This is a genomic window from Pseudobdellovibrio sp. HCB154, assembly GCF_046267985.1.
Lineage (GTDB): Bacteria > Bdellovibrionota > Bdellovibrionia > Bdellovibrionales > Bdellovibrionaceae > Pseudobdellovibrio.
On record NZ_CP176530.1, the window covers coordinates 3167192 to 3187125 of the forward strand.

Sequence of the window (19934 nt, forward strand, 5' to 3'; positions counted from 1 at the left end):
CTGTCTTTAAGGTGGGAGAACTTATCTCCCGCTTATTTTTAATACGCGAAGTTGCGCGTGAAAGGACAACAAAAAATGTTTAAATTACCTCAATTACCGTACGCAAAAACAGGCTTAGCTCCATTATTCAACGAAGAGCAAATGACTTATCACTACGATAAGCACCACAATGCGTACATCGTGAACTTAAACAAGTTCATCGAAACAGATGCTTCTTTAAAAGGTAAATCTTTGGAAGAAATCGTTTTATCATCTTCAGGCGGCATCTTTAACAATGCAGCTCAAATCTGGAATCACACGTTTTTCTGGTTTGGTATGTCTCCAGCAGGAACTGGCGGCGCGCCTTCGGCTGAATTAGCAGCTCAAATCACAAAAGATTTCGGTTCAATGGACGAGTTAAAAGCTAAGTTCGTTGATGGCGGCGTTAAAACTTTCGGCTCTGGCTGGATCTGGTTATGTGTAGATGCTTCAGGAAAATTATCTTTAGTTTCTACTTCAAATGCAGCAGTACCGTTTACAAACAACGGCCCAACGCCAATCTTAACAGCTGACGTTTGGGAACACGCTTACTACGTAGATTACAGAAACTTACGTCAAAAATATCTTGAGACATTCTGGAATCACATCAACTGGAATTTCGTAAACGAAAACTTCGCGTCTAAAAAAGTTCGCGATTTAACTAAAACAATGGTTTAAAAGGTGCCAGGCCTTTTTCACTACGTTTAAAATTGTTATTAGAAAAAGGGAGCTTAAGGCTCCCTTTTTTATTTCCGAAATTCGGAGCAGCCTTGTGCCCATCTTATTTTTCTTTCTTTCCAGTGCTGCGACTTATTTGCATACCCCTCTGGTATGACAGCGCTTCATAAACGAATAAAATTTAAAAAAGATGTGACTGAGTACTTTCATTTAAACTTTTCTTTCTCGACTCACCCTCTGTTTCCCGAATTAGACTGGCTACTTTTAAATTATCACCTTAGAAAACTTGCCGATCATCACAAAGTTGAACTACAGGCCTTTGTAATGATGTCATCGCATGTGCATCTGTTGTTTAAATCCTTTAAGCACAATGAAAACTATTTTACTGACGCCCTATTAAAGGAGCTAAAAATTCCAACTGGCGAAGAATCTCTGGTAGAACCCATTGAGAATATGGCCCAGTTTTTAAACTGCTACAAATATATTTATCGCAATCCCGTAGAAGCGAAAATGATTCAAAAGTGTGAGGATTACCGCTTCAGCTCACTCCATGGATTGCTCGGCAAAGGAGAAATTCTTACACCTGTAATTGATCCCCTTTGCGTGACACAAAATCCAATTAAAATTTTAAATTGGCTAAATAACTACTTTGAAAAAAAACTTTTCCATTTCAACACAGTTGAAACGTAGTCTTTAAGATCTTGTTTTTGCTTATCAATGGCTGTGCCTGAAAGATTTAATTCTACTCTGAACACTTCGGCCACATCATCTAAAAACTGCAGCCCGTGTTCTTTATCCGCTAAGAATAACGGAACACGGCGTGTGTAAAAATCGATCAAGTTCATACACATGGTGGTGTGAATCGCTTGATATGCTTCTAAACACCAGATTTTATCGGTGTAACCATACTTTTCTAAAATCACTAAATTTTCTTTACCATAACGTTCGGCTAACTGTTTTTGTAAAGTGCCTTGTGCTGTTTGCATAGCCTCATGATACGCATCAGGTGTTGTGTATTCATTTAATGATTCATTGGTCTGGCAACGCTTAAGCGAAGCACGCACTTCAAACGGAAATGATTTTAAAGCGCGATCAACGATTTGTTCGGCCATTAATCTGTAGGTGGTGTATTTTCCTCCGGCTACAAAAGTAAAACCACGTTCATCTGACATGATTGTGTGTTCGCGGCTGGTTTTACCTTCACTGGATGCTTCGTCTTTAACGAGTGGCCTTACACCTACATAACTTGAAACGATATCTGAAGCTTGTAGTTTAGCGCCTGGAAAATATTGATTCGTAATATTTAATAAATACTCAACATCTTCTGGAGTAACTGCAGCATCTGTTGGGTTACCTTTAAAATCAGTGTCAGTTGTACCGATGATCACCATTTCATGGCGCGGAATTGCAAACACGATACGACTTGATTCTTGGGCTGCCATAACAACAGCCGAAGTTAACGGTAAACGGTCTTTAGCTAATGTTAAATGAATACCTTTTGTCGGACGTAAGATATCTTTCCAATCACTCACGACTTTGTGACCAACGATATCTGTCCACGGGCCTACCGAACAAATCACATGTTTAGCCGAAATTTTGATTTTTTTATTTCCGATTAAATCCGTCGCGATGATGGATTTGATTTTTCCGTCTTCAGAAAATTCAGATTTATCGGCCGTTACGTAGTTCACACACACAGCGCCATGCTCGTTGGCAGAACGAAGTGTTTCATGCACTAACCGATCATCATCCATATACGCATCTGAATAAATAAATGAACCCTGAAGCGCATCGCCTTTGACTATCGGCATACGATCTAAAGTTTCATTTGAATTTAAACGCTCATGCATTTCAGGCGTTTGAAATAATGATAAAGCATCGTATAACCACATGCCTAAGCCCATTTTAAACATACTTACACGGCTATCTGAAAATAACGGAATCATAAAACGTAAAGGATGCACTAGATGTGGAGCGATATGAAATAACTTAGTTCTTTCATTTAAAGCTTCAAACACTAAGTGAAATTCTTTATTTTCTAAATAACGAATTCCCCCGTGAATAAGTTTACTTGAACGGGACGATGTACCGAAAGCGTAATCATTACCTTCAATTAATCCCACTTTTAAACCGCGTGCGGCTGCGTCTCGGGCAACACCGGCTCCGGTAATACCGCCACCTAAAATTAATAAATCAAAATTTTCTGATTCTAGTCTTTGAAGATTTGCGGCTCTAGTTTTATAAGAAAAATCTTTCATGCTTCCCTGCTAATGATTCTCTACTTCGTAGTTTTTACCCAAACACATTCATCAGACCATTTTTGAAACTTAAACGCGGCATTTTCAAAATGTAATGTTTCTACCGATTTTGGTAAAACCACTTTTTGTAAATGTTTATCGCGCGAAAGTTTAATGGCAATTTCAGCAAGTTCGGCTTCAATTTTAAAATCGCTGGCTGTAATCATCTCAATCCAAAGCGTTTGTGTATGACTTTGAAAAAATAAAAACGGCTGTCCTAAGAAAAATCCCTGAATTTTATTGTTTACATCGTAAGCGATAAAGCTCCACCCCATTTTTAGGTAATGCTCTAAAGCCTCTTTACGAAAACGCGAATTCCATACCTGCATCATCAGTTCCATCTCGTCAGGAAATTCAACACGCAGTTTGTCTTCTGCAAACTGGTACACAGCTGGAACATCTTCAATTTGGGCAATGCGGTACTTTATAGACATTTGTCTATTTGAACTTAATTTTTTAGTAGAGCCAAGTCCTAACCAGATGTAACATCATTGTGTGAATTACAAACCATATCCTTCCGAATTTTGGACCCAGATCGAAAAAACAATTGCTGAGTTAAAAAATGCGCAAAAGCCACTTATTGCAGCTTTTGATGCTGACGGTACTCTTTGGGATACCGATTTAGGCGAAAACTTCTTTCATTATCAAATTGATCAAAAACAAGTGCCGCTTCCGGAAAATCCGTTTGAGCACTATCTTGAAATGAAAAAGATCAATAATGATCCGCGTTCAGCCTATGTGTGGTTGGCCCAAATCAACCAAGGTAAATCTGTAGAGCAAGTTCGTAAATGGGCGCAAGAGGCGTTTGAAACAATCAGACCCAATCCGATCTTTTCTGAACAGCAGCGTTTAATCGATTTACTTAAAAATCACGGCGTACAAATCTACATCGTTACAGCTTCGATTAAATGGGCTGTTGAACCAGGTGCAATGGCACTTGGTTTAGGTGCTGAAAATGTAATTGGTGTTGAAACAGTTGTTAATAACGGAATTATCTCTGAAACTCCGGTATTACCGATCACTTACCGCACTGGAAAAGTTGAAGCCCTACTGGCTCACACAAAAAAGACGCATCCATTTTTTGCCAGCGGCAATACGATGGGTGATTACGAGCTATTAGATAATGCGACTCATTTACGTTTAGCGGTCAGTGCTGCTTCTCGTGATGACCGTTTATTTAAAACTGAGCAAGAGCTAGCCACAGCAGCTAAAGAAAAAAACTGGATGCATCACCGTTTCATTTAAAAAACCACGCCAAAGGCATGAAGAAAGGAATCAGCGTGCTTAATCTTATTAAAAATCTTTGTATTGTTTTTATCAGTGTGGCTATTGCGTTAATGGTTTACACACGTTTTAAAAAAGAAATGGCCGCTGATAAAATGCATAAAGAAGTTTACACGCGAGCCCTACAGGTTAAAAAGCACATTTTAAAATTTAAAAAACCTTCACGCGTAGAAATTGAAACGTTCACCAAACGTTATCAAAAAGATATCGAAGACATTAAAGCTTTAAAAATTCCGCTAGATGAAAATTCAAATTTTTATATGCAGGTGCAGCTCTTCAGTGAAGATACCGATGAAAGTTCACCTTTAATACTTCAGATAAAATTTAAGGACTTGAAAACTCAAGCCCTTATTAAAGAAGACAGTATTAATTTAGAAGAACCAAAGCGAGAGTAAATCTCGCTTTTTTATTATCTAGTAGAAGCCATTAATTTTTCGATCTCATCAACTTCTTTAGGCACTAATGCTGTTAAGTTTTCAGAGCCTCTTTCAGTCACAAGAATATTATCTTCGATACGGATACCGATACCGCGTAATTCTTCTGGCGCTGTCATATCATTGGCTGGGATGTATAAACCTGGTTCAATTGTGAACATCATGCCCGCTTCGATCGGACGAGGTTCACCTTTGATCATGTAAAGACCAGCATCATGAACATCCATACCTAACCAGTGGCCGATACCGTGTGGATAGTACTTACGATGTTCGTTCGCTTTCATGATATCTTCTTTGCGGCCACGCACTAATGATAATTCAATCATTAGATCTGTTAGGCGGCTTTCGCCCATTGCGTGTAAATCTTTAAAGTAAATACCAGGTTTAATGTAATCGATAATTTCTTTTTGGATTTTTAATACACCTTCATAAACTTTTTTCTGAATCGGTGTAAAACGACCATTCACAGGAAATGTTCTTGTGATATCGCCAGAGTAGAAATTCATTTCAGCGCCAGCATCGATTAACAGTAATTCACCATTTTCACAAACCTGGTCATTGAAGTTGTAATGTAAAGTTGTCGCATTATTACCGCTGGCTACGATAAAGTTATAACCTTCACGGCCTGAACCATTCGCGTAGAAGGCGTGTGATAACACAGCTTGCACTTGGCGCTCAGTCACACCTGGGCGAGTAAACTTCATCGCTTCGATATGAGCTTTTGCTGAAATTTCACAAGCCATACGTTGATTACGTAAATCATCTTCATTTTTACGTAAACGGAATTCACCTAAAAAAGTGTCAGCATCTTTAATTGTTAATAAGCCGTAGCCAGAACGACCGTGAGCACGTTTTAAATTTAATAAAACAGTTTGTACGCGGTGATCAGCTTCTGGATTTTTATATAAACGGTAATAAAGATCTTCGTAGCCTTTTAAAAGTTCTACCGCTTTAGCTTCAAACTGTTCAATCGGATAAACTTCATCGATTAAAAATTCTTTTTTAGTACCTTCTGGTCCAAAACGAAAGCCATCCCAAGTTTCGCGCTCAACGTTTTTTTGACGTACGAACATCACCGTTTCAGGCGTTTTACCTGGGCGAAGTAATAAAAAAGATTCTGGTTCTTCAAAACCAGTTAAGTAATACATATTTGAATCTTGGCGGTACGGATAATGAACATCGTCATTTCTGACGTGTTCAGGATGAGCCGCCACTAATAACGCGGCCTCTTTAAGACCGGCCATCACTTTTTGACGGCGGCGTTTGAAAATTTCTGCGTTTTCTGTCGACTTACGAGTCGCTTTGCTAATAGCCATATATTCCTTCGAACTTACTTTTTAAAGCCTGTATTTATCGGCGATTTTCTTAATCTGACTGTATCCTAATTCAGAGCCTTTGACCATAATATCGCGTCGTTTATCAAAATCATCGATATCATAATCGCCCAGATCAATCTCAATCACCTCATCAATACCAGGCGTTTTCTTTGTTAAAGAGGCTGCAAATTGACCCCAGATCTGATTTTCAGCTGAATCCATTGATTTTATAATCGCTGAGTCATTTTTACCGGCAATAACGTTAATTAAAATGATTTTATTAACACCTGTGGCTTTAAGATGCTGAACCGTTAAATTTAAGTCTGTTAAGTTAGCGACACTGTTACCGTAAGGTTTAACAATCCCCGCCGACGGAATACAGAACGGAATAAATTGATCCACTTGCCCGCGGTTAAGCATATAGCTTGTTTTTGTTTTTAAATTTACTGATGGACACACAAAAGGCATTTTAAAATCCAACGTGCTTTTACGAGCAAAAGCCGCTTGGATAAATTCTTGCCAGTCATCGATATCTTTAAATTTAGATAATTCCCATTCTACTTCATTCACTGAAGCGTTCTGCGCAAAAGTAGCCGCGACCACAGAACCCCATTCGATACCTGCTACGCTGATCACTGGAAATTTAAATTTTTGCATTTCTTTTAATACACCGACATGGGCCCAAGTTTTGGCACCACCGGCAGAAAAGATAATCCCGAATTTCGGTAAACCCTTAACAGCTCCTGTTTGAAATTGCGGTGTCACGATTTGCGGAGTCACAATCGCAGGCGTTGTTGGGCTTGCCGTTGGTGTCGTTGTCGTCGTCGGTGTTTGCTGAGTTGTTGTCGTTCCAGAAACGACAACTTGCGGAGTAAATGGTTTTTGAGGTTGTGATCTGCGCATGAACGACTGACAGCCGGCAAAAAATAAAAACGGAACTAATAAAAGATAAAAATTATTCTTTCTTTCCATAGATGAAAAACTCCTTGTTGCCATCTTTTCCGGTAATTGAACTTTCAAAGAAAACAGATTTCGCATGAAAGACTTTTTCGCACAATGCAGTGATATCAGATTGGATGGTTTTATAGACTTCAGGATCACTGACAATACCATTTTTATCAAGCGCTTGTGGGCCACATTCGAACTGAGGCTTTACGAGAAGTAAAAAGAAGCCTTTTGTCTTAAGAAGTGGTTCCAAAAAGGCAACGACCTTCGTCAGGGAAATAAATGAAACATCACACACAATACCATCGAAAGTTTCTTTAGCTAAAGCGTGCGTTGCAATGTCTTTTACATTTAAGTTTTCATAATAGGTTACACGCGCATCAGCTTTAATTTTTTCATGTAACTGGGCGGTTCCCACATCAAGCCCAATCACTTGCTTCACGCCGCGCTGTAAAAGCGCATCGGTAAAACCGCCGGTTGATTGGCCGACATCTAAAATTTTTAAGCCTTCGACATTTTGTTTAACGTGATCTAGGGCACCCGCTAGCTTAAAACCAGCACGCGAAACATATTGGTTTAAATTATTTTCAAGAATCGTGATGTCAGAAGACATTTCTTCAGTCACATCAAAGCTTGGTTTGGTTAAAACTTTATTTTTAAAAAGAACTAATCCTTGGGCGATTAAATCCTGCGCTTTTGTGCGGGATTCAATATTTTTATGCTGAACAAGAAATAGATCTAAACGCATTATTTGTTTCTGGTCTGATTATAAATGACTAAGTCTTTTAATGGTTGAGTGTTTAAATGCTCAAGCGTACTTAACGCTTGTAACGAAATATCGACTTGTTTTTGCAATTCAGCTTTTGTTTTATCCATTCCTAAAAGGTTGATAAAACTTTTGAAATCTTGGTCTTTTTCGCCCGCATCTAAAATATCATCTTTAATTTGAAATGCTAATCCTGTGGCTTGGGCATAGTTAGCAAAAGCATCGGCCTCTTCAGCCGTTGCTTCACAGATAAAAGCTCCACCCATCACTGAAGCTTCAATTAAAGCTCCGGTTTTTAATCTGTGCATGAGCTCTAACTGCGACAATGTAATATCAGCTGTGCTTTTCATATCGAGCACTTGACCACCGATCATGCCAAGAGCGCCAGCTTTTGTAGAGAGTAACTTAATTAAGTCAACAGCTAGCTTTGGATTTTCAGCGTATTCATGAGCCAGTAAAGATAAACTTTGAGTTAAAAATGCATCACCCGCTAAAAGCGCGATATCTTCACCGAACACTTTGTGATTTGTGGGTTTGCCACGTCTGAAATCATCGTTATCCATGCACGGCAGATCATCGTGAATTAAGGAATAGGTGTGAATCATTTCTGTAGCGAGTGCGAAAGGAAGATAATTTTGCGACTGGCTGTAAGCATTCACAACCAGAGACGTTAAAAACGGGCGAAAACGTTTTCCGCCCGACTCGAAAGAATAATTTAAACTTTCCCACAGAACTTTCACTTCAGGTAATTTTAATGAAAGCTGTTTTAACGAATTTGCAGCGTACTGATCAAATTCAGCAATAAACTGGGTTTGTAACTGCAAAAGCGCCGGAGTCATAGTTAATTATTTTTCGTCAGCAGAAAAGTTTTCAGTAACAGCGTTACCTTTATCATCAACAGAAACTAATTTCTTAACTTGCGCTTCAGCGTTTGTTAATTGACCGTGGCAATCGCGAGAAAGCTTAACACCTTCTTCAAATAATTTCAGAGATTCATCTAAAGATAATTCTCCTTTTTCCATTTTTTGCACGATCTCTTCTAAACGATTTAATTTTTTCTCGAAATCCATCTTCTACCTCTATTTAATATTTTTAACTTCTGTTTCAATCACACCGTCAGTGACTTTAACCGAAAGTAGATCGCCCACTTTCACCTGTTTAACTGACTTCACAACATCATTGCCTTTTAAAGCAATGCTGTAGCCGCGATCGACAACTTTAAGCGGGCTTAAAGAATCTAAAAGCGCCATCGCACTTTCAACGCGGAACTTATACTGTGTAAGATTTTTTGTAAGGCTATTGCTTAGCTTTTGTTGGCGCTGCTGTAGCGATACTTTTTTAATTTCAATAACTTGTTTAGGCGAAACTAAACGCGAACGTAACAACTGCACGTCACGACGCGAATGCGATAAGTAATTTGTCATCGCTAATTCTAGGCGTGAATATAGATCATCATTACGCACGAATAAATCTTGTAACTTCTTTTTCGGGTCAACTAAACGTTTAGCTTGTAATAACAATGATTGCTGTTTGTGTTGCAAACGACGACCAATCGCCAAACGCAGTAATCTTTGAAGCTGTTCTAATTTTTGAATAATCTCATGCGAACTTTTTGCAACTAACTCGGCCGCTGCCGAAGGCGTGGGCGCACGCAGGTCAGCCACGAAATCACAAATTGTAAAATCAATTTCATGCCCTACAGCTGAAATCACTGGAATTTTGCTGGCTGCGATTGTACGCGCTAACGTTTCATCGTTAAAACACCACATATCTTCAATCGATCCGCCACCGCGGCCGATAATGATCACATCTGGTTTTAATAATTCAGCTTTTTTAAATCCTTCAACTAACGAAGGAGCAGCCGCTGCCCCTTGCACAACCGCAGGAACAACAATCACCTGAACACCACGTGCACGGCGGTTCATGATATTTAAAATATCTTGAATCGCTGCCCCTGTCGGAGAAGTTACGATAGCTACGGTTTTTGGATACGTTGGAATCGGTTGTTTTCTGGCTGGATCAAACAAACCTTCAGCTTTTAATTTATCGCGAAGTTGTTCGAATTGTTTTTGTAGAGCGCCGGCACCCACAGGCTCCATCATTTCACAGGCAATTGAATAAGTTCCGCGTGGTTCGTACACGGTGATTTTACCGCGCACGATCACTTCAAGACCATCATGTGGTTTAAATTTTAATTTAGAATTATAACCACGAAACATCATCGCGCTGATTTGCGCTTTTGAATCTTTTAATGAGAAATAAAAATGCCCTGAAGAGTGAGGTTTGAAATTCGAAATTTCACCTTTGATCCAAACAGTGCCGACATTTTCTTCGATCAGGCCGCGCAAAAAGCCATTCACCTGTTCAACAGAAAAGATTTGCGGCATTTTACTTTGTCCGCCTTCGGCAGAACCTGCGGTGCTATTTGTAGAAGAACTAGTAGTAGGATTTACCTCTTGCGACATGCAAGAAAGGTATCAAGAAAACCATAGATTTTGCAATGACCAAAGACCGCCAACATAGAGCGATATTACAGCCAATTGGCGGTGTCTCTCAAACTGGGCGTGGTATTCAGGCATTTTCTCTTGGGCTAATTTTAAAAAAAATGGAATTTCAAGCACAAAAGTAAGCACCAGACCATAAAAGAAAACAAAAAATGGGAAATAAAAATCAATCTGAGAAACCATGCCAACCCATCGGGCGATTTTTCTTAAAACTCGAGTCCTGATCCATGGACTTTTTTAGGTTTTTTGCTATTATTAGAGCTGGGGGTTCGCTGACGTAAAACTCATCGAAAATAAACCTTACAAGCTTATTATACGGGATCTGTCCCTGACAATGGTGTGCAAGCTCACCTCGTAGTGAGAAGCCTAAAGTTGTTAAATGGAAACCCACCTAGCGAAAAGAGGTTTATGTTTCAGAGTGGTCTTCGAGCCTTTTTTTTTGCCTTTTTTCCGGCTTAGGTCTTGATCGTTTTTCCACAGTGTTTCCATAGTCACTTTAAGTGTGTCTCATTCTGAGAAACTGGACCATTTTCACTCATCTTTACCTCTATTTGACCGATATGTATTTGTGGTCTTTACGAGCAGGATTTTAACTTTAACTATCTTATTTTTGTTTGCAGCTTTTACCCAAAGTTGTGGACCACGTTTAAGTTCGGAAGCGCAAGAGTTTCTGTCAACTTCAGTTGAAGTTCCTGAATGTACTACAGCTTTTACTTACACCGATTCAATCAATGTTTCTGCACACGCTAAGTTTTTTAAACGTACAACTGAGCCTGTGATCGTCGACAATAAAATTAAAAACATGATCTTAAGTGACCCTATCGCTGACTCACTTCCCATTCCTTATGCTGAAGTAGCGATTTACACAGAAGGAACAAAACAGCTAGTGCAATGTGGAATGACTGACTTCGATGGTAACTTGACGAGCTTGTCTGGCGGAGCTTTAACAATTCCTGATACTCCACAATCTTACATCATCCGTGTTTATGCGCGAGCTAATGTGCAAATGCCAAATAAAGGTTTCATGGCTAATGCGGCTGTGAAAGAGGATCCTTATACAAATAAAGTTTATTATCTTGAAGACACATTTACTTCTGATGGTGTGGCTACAACACCGATCGAGCTCATCGCTTACGCCCGCCAAACAGATGATGTGAATATCAAAGGCGGCGCATTTAATATCTATAATAATTTTATTCAAGCTTACACTTACTTAGATGAAAATTTAAGTGTACCTGATGCTGAGCTAACTTGTTTATCGACTAAATTCAGTATGTATTGGAAAGCCGGATTCAATCCTGTTCAGTACGAATACCCTTCTTCTGATCCACAAACTTTAGATAACACTTCTTATTATAAATCAGATACTGACAGTTTTTATATTACTGGCGGTCAGCTAGGTGATATCAGTTTATCGAATACCGATCATTTTGACGACTTTGCTTCGATCCACGAAATGGGTCACTTCATTGAAGACCAATGCGGCCGCTTTGATACTCCGGGCGGACTACACTCGATCATCGTACGTATGGACGGACGCCTTGTTTGGCACGAAGCCTGGGCTAACTATCTTGCAGCCGTTGTCACAAACACACGACAAGATTTTTTAAATCCAGAATTAGCGACAAAACTTACTAATGGTACGACCGGCGATTTAAGTTGGAGTTTTTTATTTAACTCTATTGGTTTTTCTGACTCAGTACAAAATGTCGGTAATGGTACTGGTTTTATGATGGATCTTAAAAAACCAGGAACTTCCCCGGGTGAATGGCAAATTGCTCCTTACTTTGGAGTTGCCTTTGACCAAGTAAACCCAACATTATATCCAGGTGAAGGTCACTTCCGCGAAGGCGCCATCACACGCGCTCTGTTTAAAATGTCGACACCTTCAGCTTCAGTTTGTTCATCGTGCGGAAGCGCCGTATTTGCCTCAAGCACCGTGACTTTCGATTCTATGTGGCAAGCTTTTGATGCCCAAGGTGGAATGGGTGACTCAACAAATCACTTCTCATCTTCAAATCAATTTTTAGAAAATTTAAAAACTCTTATTACCCCAGCTACTTGGTCTTCCTTTGTTAAGGGAGCTGCTGATGCTGAAGCTTTACAATTATTTTCTGATAACAATATTGGATCAGCAGGTCTTAAATATACCCAAGTAGTCAGCGGTACAACGCACTTAAACTGGGTGCCTATTGGTCACAAGCTAGTGCAAGCTGCTTGTTCTAAACCCACAGTTATATTACCGCGCACTGATGACCCTGGATTTACCGGCGTCAACTCCGATCAACGTTATTCGAATCATTTTTATATGTTAGATCCAAGCACACTGGTTGGATTAAATTCAATTAGTGTGACTTTCCAGTATCTGAGCGGAACGAGTACCGATCATGATTTAATTATCTATGAAGAAGGTTATCGTTTTAATGGTGATTATTCATGTGACACGACTGAAAACGAAGATGGCAGTTGTCCGACAAACAACTACGTTCCTTCGCGTACAACAAATTCTTGGGTTGTAGCTTCAAACCGTGCCGCAGCGGCAACGCTAAATACAAGCTATACAAAAACAATTTCAAATCTGGCCGTCAAACTTGATCCGGCAAAAAAATACATGTTGAATATCCGCGCCTACACACCAAGCAAAAGTTTAAGCAATGCCACAGCTTATAAGTATTCAATGTCTAGCAATTTGGGGACTCTATGCCCGCAATAATTTTAGCTTTATTTTTATCTTTACTGACTAGCTGTTACGAAGATCAACCGGAAAACACACACGGTTTATCCAATGTGCCGCTCACAAAATTCACTTATCGTGGCGTTGTTGAGCGTACGATTCAATTAAAATTTAAAGTAGAAAAAGGCGAAACCTCTAAACTGATCGCCCGCATTGAAACACAGTATGATTATGATTTTCCGCTAAATTATGAATGGAAACTAGGTGAAGGCGTAAGCTTAAGTGATGGCAACCTTAAAGGCCAGATCGAAAAAATGCAAAAAGACACGCCGTTAGAAATCGAATTAAATGTAACGGGCTTCAACGGTGATATAAACCGCTTTGTTCGCTTTGAAATTTTAGGAACAAACCCACAAAAACGCGTTTTTGCTGATGGAATTATTAATTCCACAGATAAGTCTTTCGAAAAAATAGTTCAAGAAGTTGAACTGTATAAAAAAAGTAATCAATAGGATGTTGATGTGAACCTAACGACCTTTAAGTTTTTTATTTTATCGTCTTTATTAACTGTGCTTACCGCCTGTGGTGGTACCAGTTTAGTTGACGGCAATACCAATAGTGGAACACCCGATAGCCAAAGTGAAATTTCATTTTGTTCGACATCGACATCATACAGCCCTGGCGTTGCTGTTTCAGGTACAGCTAAATTTCGTCGTCGTGGTTTAAATATTCAGATTGATAACCCAAGTAATACAATGACGGCAGCTGCAACAGGCGCGGTTATCTCTACAGCTCTTCCGATTAAATATGCGGAAATTCGCGTTCTTAATAGCAGTGGCGCAATTATTCAATGCGGTACCACCAATGCTCTAGGAGAACTTCGCGCTCTTGATGGCACATCGTCATTATTATTACCAAACGATGCAGGAACTTTTACCATTGAAGTTTTATCACGCGCTAATTACACATTTGCATCTATTGGAAAACCTGTAAGTTCCACATTATCTGCAGCTGTTAAAGAAGATATTTATTCAAACACGATTTATAAAGTTTCAGGATCTTATATTTCAAATGGTTTTGGTTTTACAAATGCAGCTATTAATTTAGTGGCTCAAGCCAATGAAGCTACTTCAAGTAAAATCGAAGGTGCCGCTTTTAATATCTACAATGACTGGGTCACAGCGTTTGAATACTTAAATAGTACAAGCAATACCAGCAATCTTGATGTGAGTTGTATAAGCGAACGCTTAGATATGTACTGGAAAGCTGGCTTTAACCCTTACGAATATGTTTACCCAGGCACTGATACGATTCTTTCTTTTTACTTACGTGAAGATAATGAATTATATATCAGCGGTGGTCAAAACGGTAACGTGCAAATAGCGGATACTGATCACTGGGATGATACCGTTATTCTTCATGAAATAGGTCATCATATTGAAAATGTATGCGGCCGTGCCGATTCTCCTGGTGGAATGCATTTTGCCCAATACCGCATAGATGCCCGTTTAGCTTGGTCTGAAGGCTTCGGTAATTTTATGGGCGCACATATTGTAAAAAACAATGCCGCTAAAATTAATCCAAACCACGCAACAACATTACCAAACGGTGAATGGCTTTTTTACCACGACACTGTTGGTTATTTAGAAAGTGGATCGCCAACGAATAATCAATTAATCTTAATGCGTCTTAATAAATTAGGCGACGGCTCTGGTGTTGGTTATGATCACGACAATGTTGATTATACCAACTTTCCTGGCGAAAGTCATTTCAGAGAAGCTTCTATTGCCCGTGGGCTATTTAAAGGCACGAACACTTGCTCAGCCAACTGTGGTGGCGGTGTTACCTTTGATAAATACTGGAAAGCTTTAGGGCGCACACTCGATGGAATGGGCTATGCAACATCTCCATTTAGCAGTTCAGCCAAATTCTTTGCCAAAGTTTTTGCAGCGAATGGCAATACTTTTTCAGGTACAATGACTTCTATTATGACAGCCGACGAAGCTCTGCAAATGGTGGGTTCAGCGGACTACACAACTTCCGTTTCTTCGATTTCATCAGGAACAGTTTCTGCTAACGCATGGCCAGGCTATGGAATAAAACTTACGACGACTTCAAGTTGTAACCGGAATGTTCTACAACCGCGACCAACAACTAAAACTTACGGCTATTATAGCGATCAACGCTACAGTAATCACTTCTTCACAATCAGAAAAGCTGATTTAGTAGGAGTGACGGCTATTAATCTGGTTCCTGATAGCTCGTGCACTGAAGATTTAGATTTGGTTGTTCTGAGTAGCGGTTATTATTACAACGAAGACTGTGGAAGCTACAACAGCACGACTAACGCTTGTGCCTCATTTTCTAAAGACACTGCGACCGATTCAAGTATGGTCTTACGTACAACTAGTACTTCAGATTCAGGAACTATTTCTTTAAACAGCTTAGGCACCGGATACTATCTGTTAAATGTTCGCGCTTATTCGAGTTACCCACCTGGCATTTCAAATACAAGTAGCTGCGTCTACAAATTGACTGATCAAAATGGAGCACAATTATGTCCAAGCACGTCGTATTAAAAACAATCTGCGTTTCACTTCTGGGAATCACTTTTGGTTACGGTATCACCCGTGTGATGCACACCGAATACGAAGTTTCAACGCGTAATACAGCTTCAATTCCCTTAACAAAATTAGGTGTTGATCAGGCTTCTTATGATTATATCGATCTTAAAATCGAAAATGTTTCTTTAGCTGATAAAAAAGAAGGTACATCACTTGTGCAAGTGCGTATCACGGCGTTAAGAGATATTCCGAGCGCTTTAAATTACCAATGGGTCTTAGGTAAAGAGGTTACAACTTCTGAGCCTCTTGATGGTATTCTAGAACCTTTAACTCAAGGCCAGTCGAAAGTTTTTGAATTACGTGTGCAAAACTATTCTAAAGAATGGCAGTCGCATGTAAGTATGAGTTTAACAGGAGATTTATCAGGCCACCAAGTTCGTCGCGACGTGATTGTTTCTTCACGTCCCGAGGATTCTTTTGAGTATGTTGTGCAACAGGCGGCCTTGGCCGAAGAACAGGCTAAGAAAAATAGCCCGTCTGGAAAACTTCAAACACTGAATAATAAAAAAACTCTGAGCGAAAAATTTCGCAAAGACAAAATTATTAGGTAGTAGCTTAGCGCATAGGTAGGCGCGCTTTCAGCGCGACTTACACCGGAATGACTTCGATAGCTGGGTCATATTCTTCTTTAAGAATACCTTCAATCGCCATTAATGTACCTGTTGTCGAGCTTGGGCACGTGCCACAGGCTCCTTGGTACATTACATAGACCTTGTTATCTTCAAATTTAATAACTTCGATATCACCACCATCACCTTGAAGGCCCGGACGAATCGTGCGGTCTAAGATTTCTTCAATCTTTTGCTGTTCTGGCGATAAGTTTTGGCGCGCTAATTTTTTCTCGTCCACGATTGTTTGATTCGGATTGTGCACCGGCATGCGTGTCTGAATCACAGAACAAACTTGTTGTTTGATTTCTTCTGGTTCTACATCAAACTGATGAGTCACGGTGATAACGTTTTGAAAGTAATGCACTTGTTTAACGCCGGGAATTTGAAATAATGAACGAGCTAAGTTGTTATGCTCAGCCTCTTGGATGTTTGAGTAAGTCGCTTTACCTTCAGTTAATACTGGACGGTCTAAAATAAATTTCCAGGCCGCTGGGTTTGGCGTTTCTTGAACACGGATTAATACTTCACTGCTTTGTGCTTGGGTCATAATAACATCCTTTTTGCCTTTTCTACGGCAAGGACTAGTCGTTCTACGTCTTCTGTATTGTTATAAATTGAAAATGAAGCGCGCACTGTTCCCGTTAAACCAAATTTACGAAGTAACGGTTGTGTGCAGTGATGGCCGATACGCACGGCGATGCCCATTTTATCTAGAATCTGGCCTACGTCGGCATGATGCACGCCTTTTAAGTTGAAACTTAAAATAGCCGCTTTTTCTTTAGCTTCACCAAAAATTTGAATCTCTGGAATTTCTTTAAGTTTTTTTGTCGCTAATTGTAATAGCTCTTGTTCGTGCGCAAAAACATCTTTGATATCGTATTGATTAAAGAAATCAATGGCTTCAGCTAATGCTAAAGCACCTTCGATATGTGGAGTCCCCGCTTCGAATTTAAATGGCAGATCGTTAAAAGTTGTTTTTTCAAAGCGCACTTCACTAATCATACTTCCGCCGAATTGATACGGAGGCATTTTTAATAATAACTCTTTTTTGCCATACAATACGCCAAAACCGTAAGGGCCAAAAAGCTTGTGGGCCGAAAAAACCAAGAAATCCACATCTAAATCCACAACATTAATCGCTTTTTGCGTCACCAATTGAGCGGCATCTAAAAGAGTTACGGCACCCACTGACTTAGCTTTAGCAATAATTTTTTTATATGGAGTAATTGTACCTAAAATATTTGAACAACCTGAAAATGCCACAAGTTTTGTTTTTGGCGTAATCACTTGATCAATCGAAGCTTCATCAATTGAACCATCGGCAAGAACAGAAATAAATTTTAGGGTCGCTTTTCTAGCTTGAGCAACGATTTGCCACGGAACAAGATTGGCGTGATGTTCCAGCTCAGTGATAACGATCTCATCACCTTCGTTAATAAAGGTCATACCATAGCTTTGGGCCACTAAGTTAATACCTTCAGTAGTTCCTTTCGTAAAAAGAACTTCTTCAGTGTGGGCAGCGCCAATAAACTTCTGAATCGTTTGGCGTGCGCTTTCAAAATACTTTGTCGCCTGATCACTTAAAAAATGTGAGCCACGGTGCACATTCGATGCTTCTTCAGCATAGAATTTTTCAACACGTTTAACTACACGTTCAGGCTTTAAAGTTGTATTAACGCTATCTAAATACACCAAGGGGTAACCATTGACCATTTGGCGTAAAGATTTAAACTGTTTGCGAACTTCATTTACGTCGTACATTAAAAAATCTCGTTCAATTTGCTTTCTAAAGTTTGGAAAACAAAATTTTCCATCACTTCATTTTCAAGTTTGTAAACTAACTCTTTAGCAAAACCGTGCGTTAATAACTGCACAGCTTTCTTTTCACTAATACCACGGCTTAAGAAATAGAAAATTTCGTCTTTATTAAGTTGCCCTACAGTTGATCCGTGCCCAGCCTTTACGTCGTCAGCATAGATTTCTAACTGCGGAATACTTGTCGCTTGTGCCGCTTTAGAGATGAGTAAGTTATTATTTAATTGTTCAGAGTTAGCTTTCTGTGCGTCTTGTTCGATGCGAACACGGCCGCGAAACACAGATTGGGCTTTGTCTGTTAAAATTGATTTATAGTGTTGAGTTGAATTGTTATGACCGATCTTATGGTGCACATAAGTGTATTGGTCACAGTGTTGTTCATCAGCCAATAACGTTAAACCGTAAACTCCGGCATTCGCATTTTCAGCAGTAAACTCAGTGGCTAAATAATGGCGTGATGTTTTTGAACCTAAAGCCAAATCTAAGCTTGTAAGCTGGCTATCTTGGCTTAGCGAGAACTGAATACGGCCAAAAGAAAAATCTTTGGTATTTGCATTTTGTAAGTTAGCAAATTTAACGTTAGCCGCTTTACCCAGATTTACTTGCAAATCAGCATTAAACGCATGTTGGTTATTTAGTTGCGATGTTAAACCTAACGTGTGTTGGATTAACTTTAATTCACAAGTATCAGCTACGTTCACTTGCACGATAGATTGAACCATTGTTGAAGCTTTCGCAGAAGCGACGTGAACGATTTGCAGTGGTTTATCTAATTGTGATTTTTTATCAATGTTGATCACTGCTTTTTGAAAGCCAAAACCGCGTGATAAATTGATTAATTTTAAATCTGGAAAGTCATTGGCTACGTTAAAATCTGTTTCTTCAAGATCTTTAAATTCTATAGGCACATCAGAATCAGATAATGTCTTATTTAAAAAGCCATTCACGAAAACTACGTTATAAAAATCAGAAGATAACTGCTTAGAAACATAAACCATTTCATCATGGCTTAACATTGATTCTTCTAAAGCAATATTCCAGTCGATGGCTTTGGCTTCAGTTAAAGACGTGAATTTCCACGCTTCTTCTTTTTTTGTCGGAAAACCCTGCGCTACAAAAGCTTGAAACGCTTTTTCACGAAGGCCTGCAGCCTTTAGACTTTCTAAAGGATACTTAAGTTTAAATTGGTTATAAATATTTTGATCTAACATTACACTAACCAGTCGTAGCCTTTTTTCTCTAATTCAAGAGCTAAGCTTGCATCACCTGTTTGCACGATTTTGCCATCAGCTAATACGTGAACGAAATCAGGTTTGATATAATCTAATAAACGTTGATAGTGGGTCACTAAGATGATCGCTTTATCTTTTGAGCGAAGTTTATTCACACCTTCAGCCACAATTCTTAAAGCATCGATATCAAGACCAGAATCTGTTTCATCAAGTAGCGCTAAACGCGGCGATAAAACCGCCATTTGAAGAATTTCGTTACGCTTTTTCTCACCACCTGAGAACCCTACATTCACTGGGCGCTCTAAATATTCTGGTTTCATCGAAACTAATTTCATCTTTTGATATAAAAATTCACGGAAGTCGCCCTCAGACATCGCTTCAGAACCTTGATGTTCTAAGATTGAGTTAAAAGCCGTGTGCAGGAATGTGAAATTACTTACGCCCGGAACTTCAACTGGGTATTGAAAACCTAAAAAAATACCTTCTTTAGCGCGAACATCTGGCGTTAACTCTAAAAGATTTTGCATAGTAAAGTTGATATCGTATTTGATTTCGCCCGCCGTTACTTCATACGCTGGGTGCCCTGCTAAGATTTTAGAAAGTGTCGATTTACCGGCACCGTTTGGCCCCATGATCGCATGCACTTCGCCTGGCTTAACTGTTAAATTTAAACCTTTTAAAATTTCTTTTTCATCAACTTTAGCTTTTAAGTTTTTAACTTCTAACATGTTCATAT

The 19934-nt window shown here is 39.3% G+C and carries 21 protein-coding genes and 1 other RNA gene; 9 read left to right on the forward strand and 13 right to left on the reverse strand.

Going from position 1 to position 19934, the window contains the following annotated elements; all coding sequences use genetic code 11:
- Positions 1-75 precede the first annotated feature (75 nt).
- A complete protein-coding gene (locus ACKWCF_RS15060; RefSeq protein ID WP_409478430.1) occupies positions 76-696 on the forward strand; it encodes a superoxide dismutase in 621 nt (206 codons plus the stop codon).
- A gap of 153 nt (positions 697-849) precedes the next feature.
- Positions 850-1386 carry a hypothetical protein gene (locus ACKWCF_RS15065; protein WP_409478431.1) on the forward strand — a complete coding sequence of 179 codons (537 nt, stop codon included), beginning with the start codon at positions 850-852 and terminating at the stop codon, positions 1384-1386.
- Here the strand turns inward: ACKWCF_RS15065 and ACKWCF_RS15070 are convergent.
- On the reverse strand, positions 1341-2954 hold the full coding sequence (locus ACKWCF_RS15070; protein WP_409478432.1) for an FAD-dependent oxidoreductase: 1614 nt from the start codon (positions 2952-2954) through the stop codon (positions 1341-1343). The genes ACKWCF_RS15065 and ACKWCF_RS15070 overlap by 46 nt on opposite strands.
- A gap of 20 nt (positions 2955-2974) precedes the next feature.
- Positions 2975-3427 carry a hypothetical protein gene (locus ACKWCF_RS15075; RefSeq protein WP_409478433.1) on the reverse strand — a complete coding sequence of 151 codons (453 nt, stop codon included), beginning with the start codon at positions 3425-3427 and terminating at the stop codon, positions 2975-2977.
- A gap of 61 nt (positions 3428-3488) precedes the next feature.
- Here ACKWCF_RS15075 and ACKWCF_RS15080 point away from each other — a divergent pair, with 61 nt between their 5' ends.
- Together ACKWCF_RS15080 and ACKWCF_RS15085 are read left to right on the forward strand one after the other, a co-directional pair.
- Entirely contained in the window at positions 3489-4238 is a 750-nt protein-coding gene (locus tag ACKWCF_RS15080) for an HAD family hydrolase (RefSeq protein WP_409478434.1), read from the forward strand.
- A 17-nt stretch (positions 4239-4255) separates the two neighbouring features.
- The gene (locus ACKWCF_RS15085) at positions 4256-4672 is read left to right on the forward strand and encodes a hypothetical protein (protein ID WP_409478435.1); all 417 of its coding nucleotides are present in this window, start codon (positions 4256-4258) and stop codon (positions 4670-4672) included.
- Between the two features lie 14 nt (positions 4673-4686).
- On the opposite strand, the gene ACKWCF_RS15090 is transcribed toward ACKWCF_RS15085, so the two are convergent.
- Genes ACKWCF_RS15090 through ACKWCF_RS15120 form a run of 7 tightly spaced genes read right to left on the reverse strand, consistent with a single transcriptional unit; the run spans position 4687 to position 10425 of the window.
- Entirely contained in the window at positions 4687-6027 is a 1341-nt protein-coding gene (locus ACKWCF_RS15090; protein ID WP_409478436.1) for an aminopeptidase P N-terminal domain-containing protein, read from the reverse strand.
- Between the two features lie 21 nt (positions 6028-6048).
- The gene (locus tag ACKWCF_RS15095; protein WP_409478437.1) at positions 6049-6999 is read right to left on the reverse strand and encodes a patatin-like phospholipase family protein; all 951 of its coding nucleotides are present in this window, start codon (positions 6997-6999) and stop codon (positions 6049-6051) included.
- Positions 6983-7720 (reverse strand): TlyA family RNA methyltransferase, encoded by a 738-nt coding sequence (locus tag ACKWCF_RS15100; RefSeq protein ID WP_409478438.1) that lies wholly within the window; start codon positions 7718-7720, stop codon positions 6983-6985. Before ACKWCF_RS15100 ends, ACKWCF_RS15095 begins: the two co-directional genes overlap by 17 nt.
- Complete coding sequence (locus ACKWCF_RS15105; RefSeq protein WP_409478439.1) at positions 7720-8577, reverse strand: polyprenyl synthetase family protein; 858 nt, start codon at positions 8575-8577, stop codon at positions 7720-7722. Before ACKWCF_RS15105 ends, ACKWCF_RS15100 begins: the two co-directional genes overlap by 1 nt.
- A 6-nt stretch (positions 8578-8583) precedes the next feature.
- The gene (gene xseB, locus ACKWCF_RS15110; protein ID WP_409478440.1) at positions 8584-8808 is read right to left on the reverse strand and encodes an exodeoxyribonuclease VII small subunit; all 225 of its coding nucleotides are present in this window, start codon (positions 8806-8808) and stop codon (positions 8584-8586) included.
- A gap of 9 nt (positions 8809-8817) precedes the next feature.
- Positions 8818-10203 (reverse strand): exodeoxyribonuclease VII large subunit, encoded by a 1386-nt coding sequence (xseA, locus tag ACKWCF_RS15115; RefSeq protein ID WP_409478441.1) that lies wholly within the window; start codon positions 10201-10203, stop codon positions 8818-8820.
- A 12-nt stretch (positions 10204-10215) separates the two neighbouring features.
- Positions 10216-10425 (reverse strand): hypothetical protein, encoded by a 210-nt coding sequence (locus ACKWCF_RS15120; protein WP_409478442.1) that lies wholly within the window; start codon positions 10423-10425, stop codon positions 10216-10218.
- A 78-nt stretch (positions 10426-10503) separates the two neighbouring features.
- Between ACKWCF_RS15120 and ssrS the strand changes: the two genes are divergently transcribed.
- From ssrS to ACKWCF_RS15145, 5 genes are all read left to right on the forward strand, one after another.
- Positions 10504-10680, forward strand: a non-coding RNA gene (gene ssrS / locus ACKWCF_RS15125) — 6S RNA.
- A gap of 130 nt (positions 10681-10810) precedes the next feature.
- On the forward strand, positions 10811-12955 hold the full coding sequence (locus ACKWCF_RS15130) for a hypothetical protein (protein ID WP_409478443.1): 2145 nt from the start codon (positions 10811-10813) through the stop codon (positions 12953-12955).
- Complete coding sequence (locus tag ACKWCF_RS15135; protein WP_409478444.1) at positions 12943-13428, forward strand: hypothetical protein; 486 nt, start codon at positions 12943-12945, stop codon at positions 13426-13428. The genes ACKWCF_RS15130 and ACKWCF_RS15135 overlap by 13 nt, the downstream gene beginning before the upstream one ends.
- Positions 13429-13437: 9 nt before the next feature.
- Positions 13438-15495 carry a hypothetical protein gene (locus ACKWCF_RS15140; RefSeq protein ID WP_409478445.1) on the forward strand — a complete coding sequence of 686 codons (2058 nt, stop codon included), beginning with the start codon at positions 13438-13440 and terminating at the stop codon, positions 15493-15495.
- Positions 15474-16091 (forward strand): hypothetical protein, encoded by a 618-nt coding sequence (locus ACKWCF_RS15145; RefSeq protein WP_409478446.1) that lies wholly within the window; start codon positions 15474-15476, stop codon positions 16089-16091. The genes ACKWCF_RS15140 and ACKWCF_RS15145 overlap by 22 nt, the downstream gene beginning before the upstream one ends.
- A 37-nt stretch (positions 16092-16128) precedes the next feature.
- Here ACKWCF_RS15145 and ACKWCF_RS15150 read toward each other — a convergent pair whose 3' ends face one another.
- The 4 genes from ACKWCF_RS15150 to sufC are packed head-to-tail and all read right to left on the reverse strand — an operon-like array spanning position 16129 to position 19926.
- The gene (locus ACKWCF_RS15150; RefSeq protein ID WP_409478447.1) at positions 16129-16698 is read right to left on the reverse strand and encodes a NifU family protein; all 570 of its coding nucleotides are present in this window, start codon (positions 16696-16698) and stop codon (positions 16129-16131) included.
- The gene (locus ACKWCF_RS15155; RefSeq protein WP_409478448.1) at positions 16695-17912 is read right to left on the reverse strand and encodes an aminotransferase class V-fold PLP-dependent enzyme; all 1218 of its coding nucleotides are present in this window, start codon (positions 17910-17912) and stop codon (positions 16695-16697) included. The genes ACKWCF_RS15150 and ACKWCF_RS15155 overlap by 4 nt, the downstream gene beginning before the upstream one ends.
- Positions 17912-19177 (reverse strand): Fe-S cluster assembly protein SufD, encoded by a 1266-nt coding sequence (sufD, locus tag ACKWCF_RS15160; RefSeq protein ID WP_409478449.1) that lies wholly within the window; start codon positions 19175-19177, stop codon positions 17912-17914. Before sufD ends, ACKWCF_RS15155 begins: the two co-directional genes overlap by 1 nt.
- On the reverse strand, positions 19177-19926 hold the full coding sequence (gene sufC, locus ACKWCF_RS15165; RefSeq protein WP_409480265.1) for a Fe-S cluster assembly ATPase SufC: 750 nt from the start codon (positions 19924-19926) through the stop codon (positions 19177-19179). Before sufC ends, sufD begins: the two co-directional genes overlap by 1 nt.
- Positions 19927-19934 lie beyond the last annotated feature (8 nt).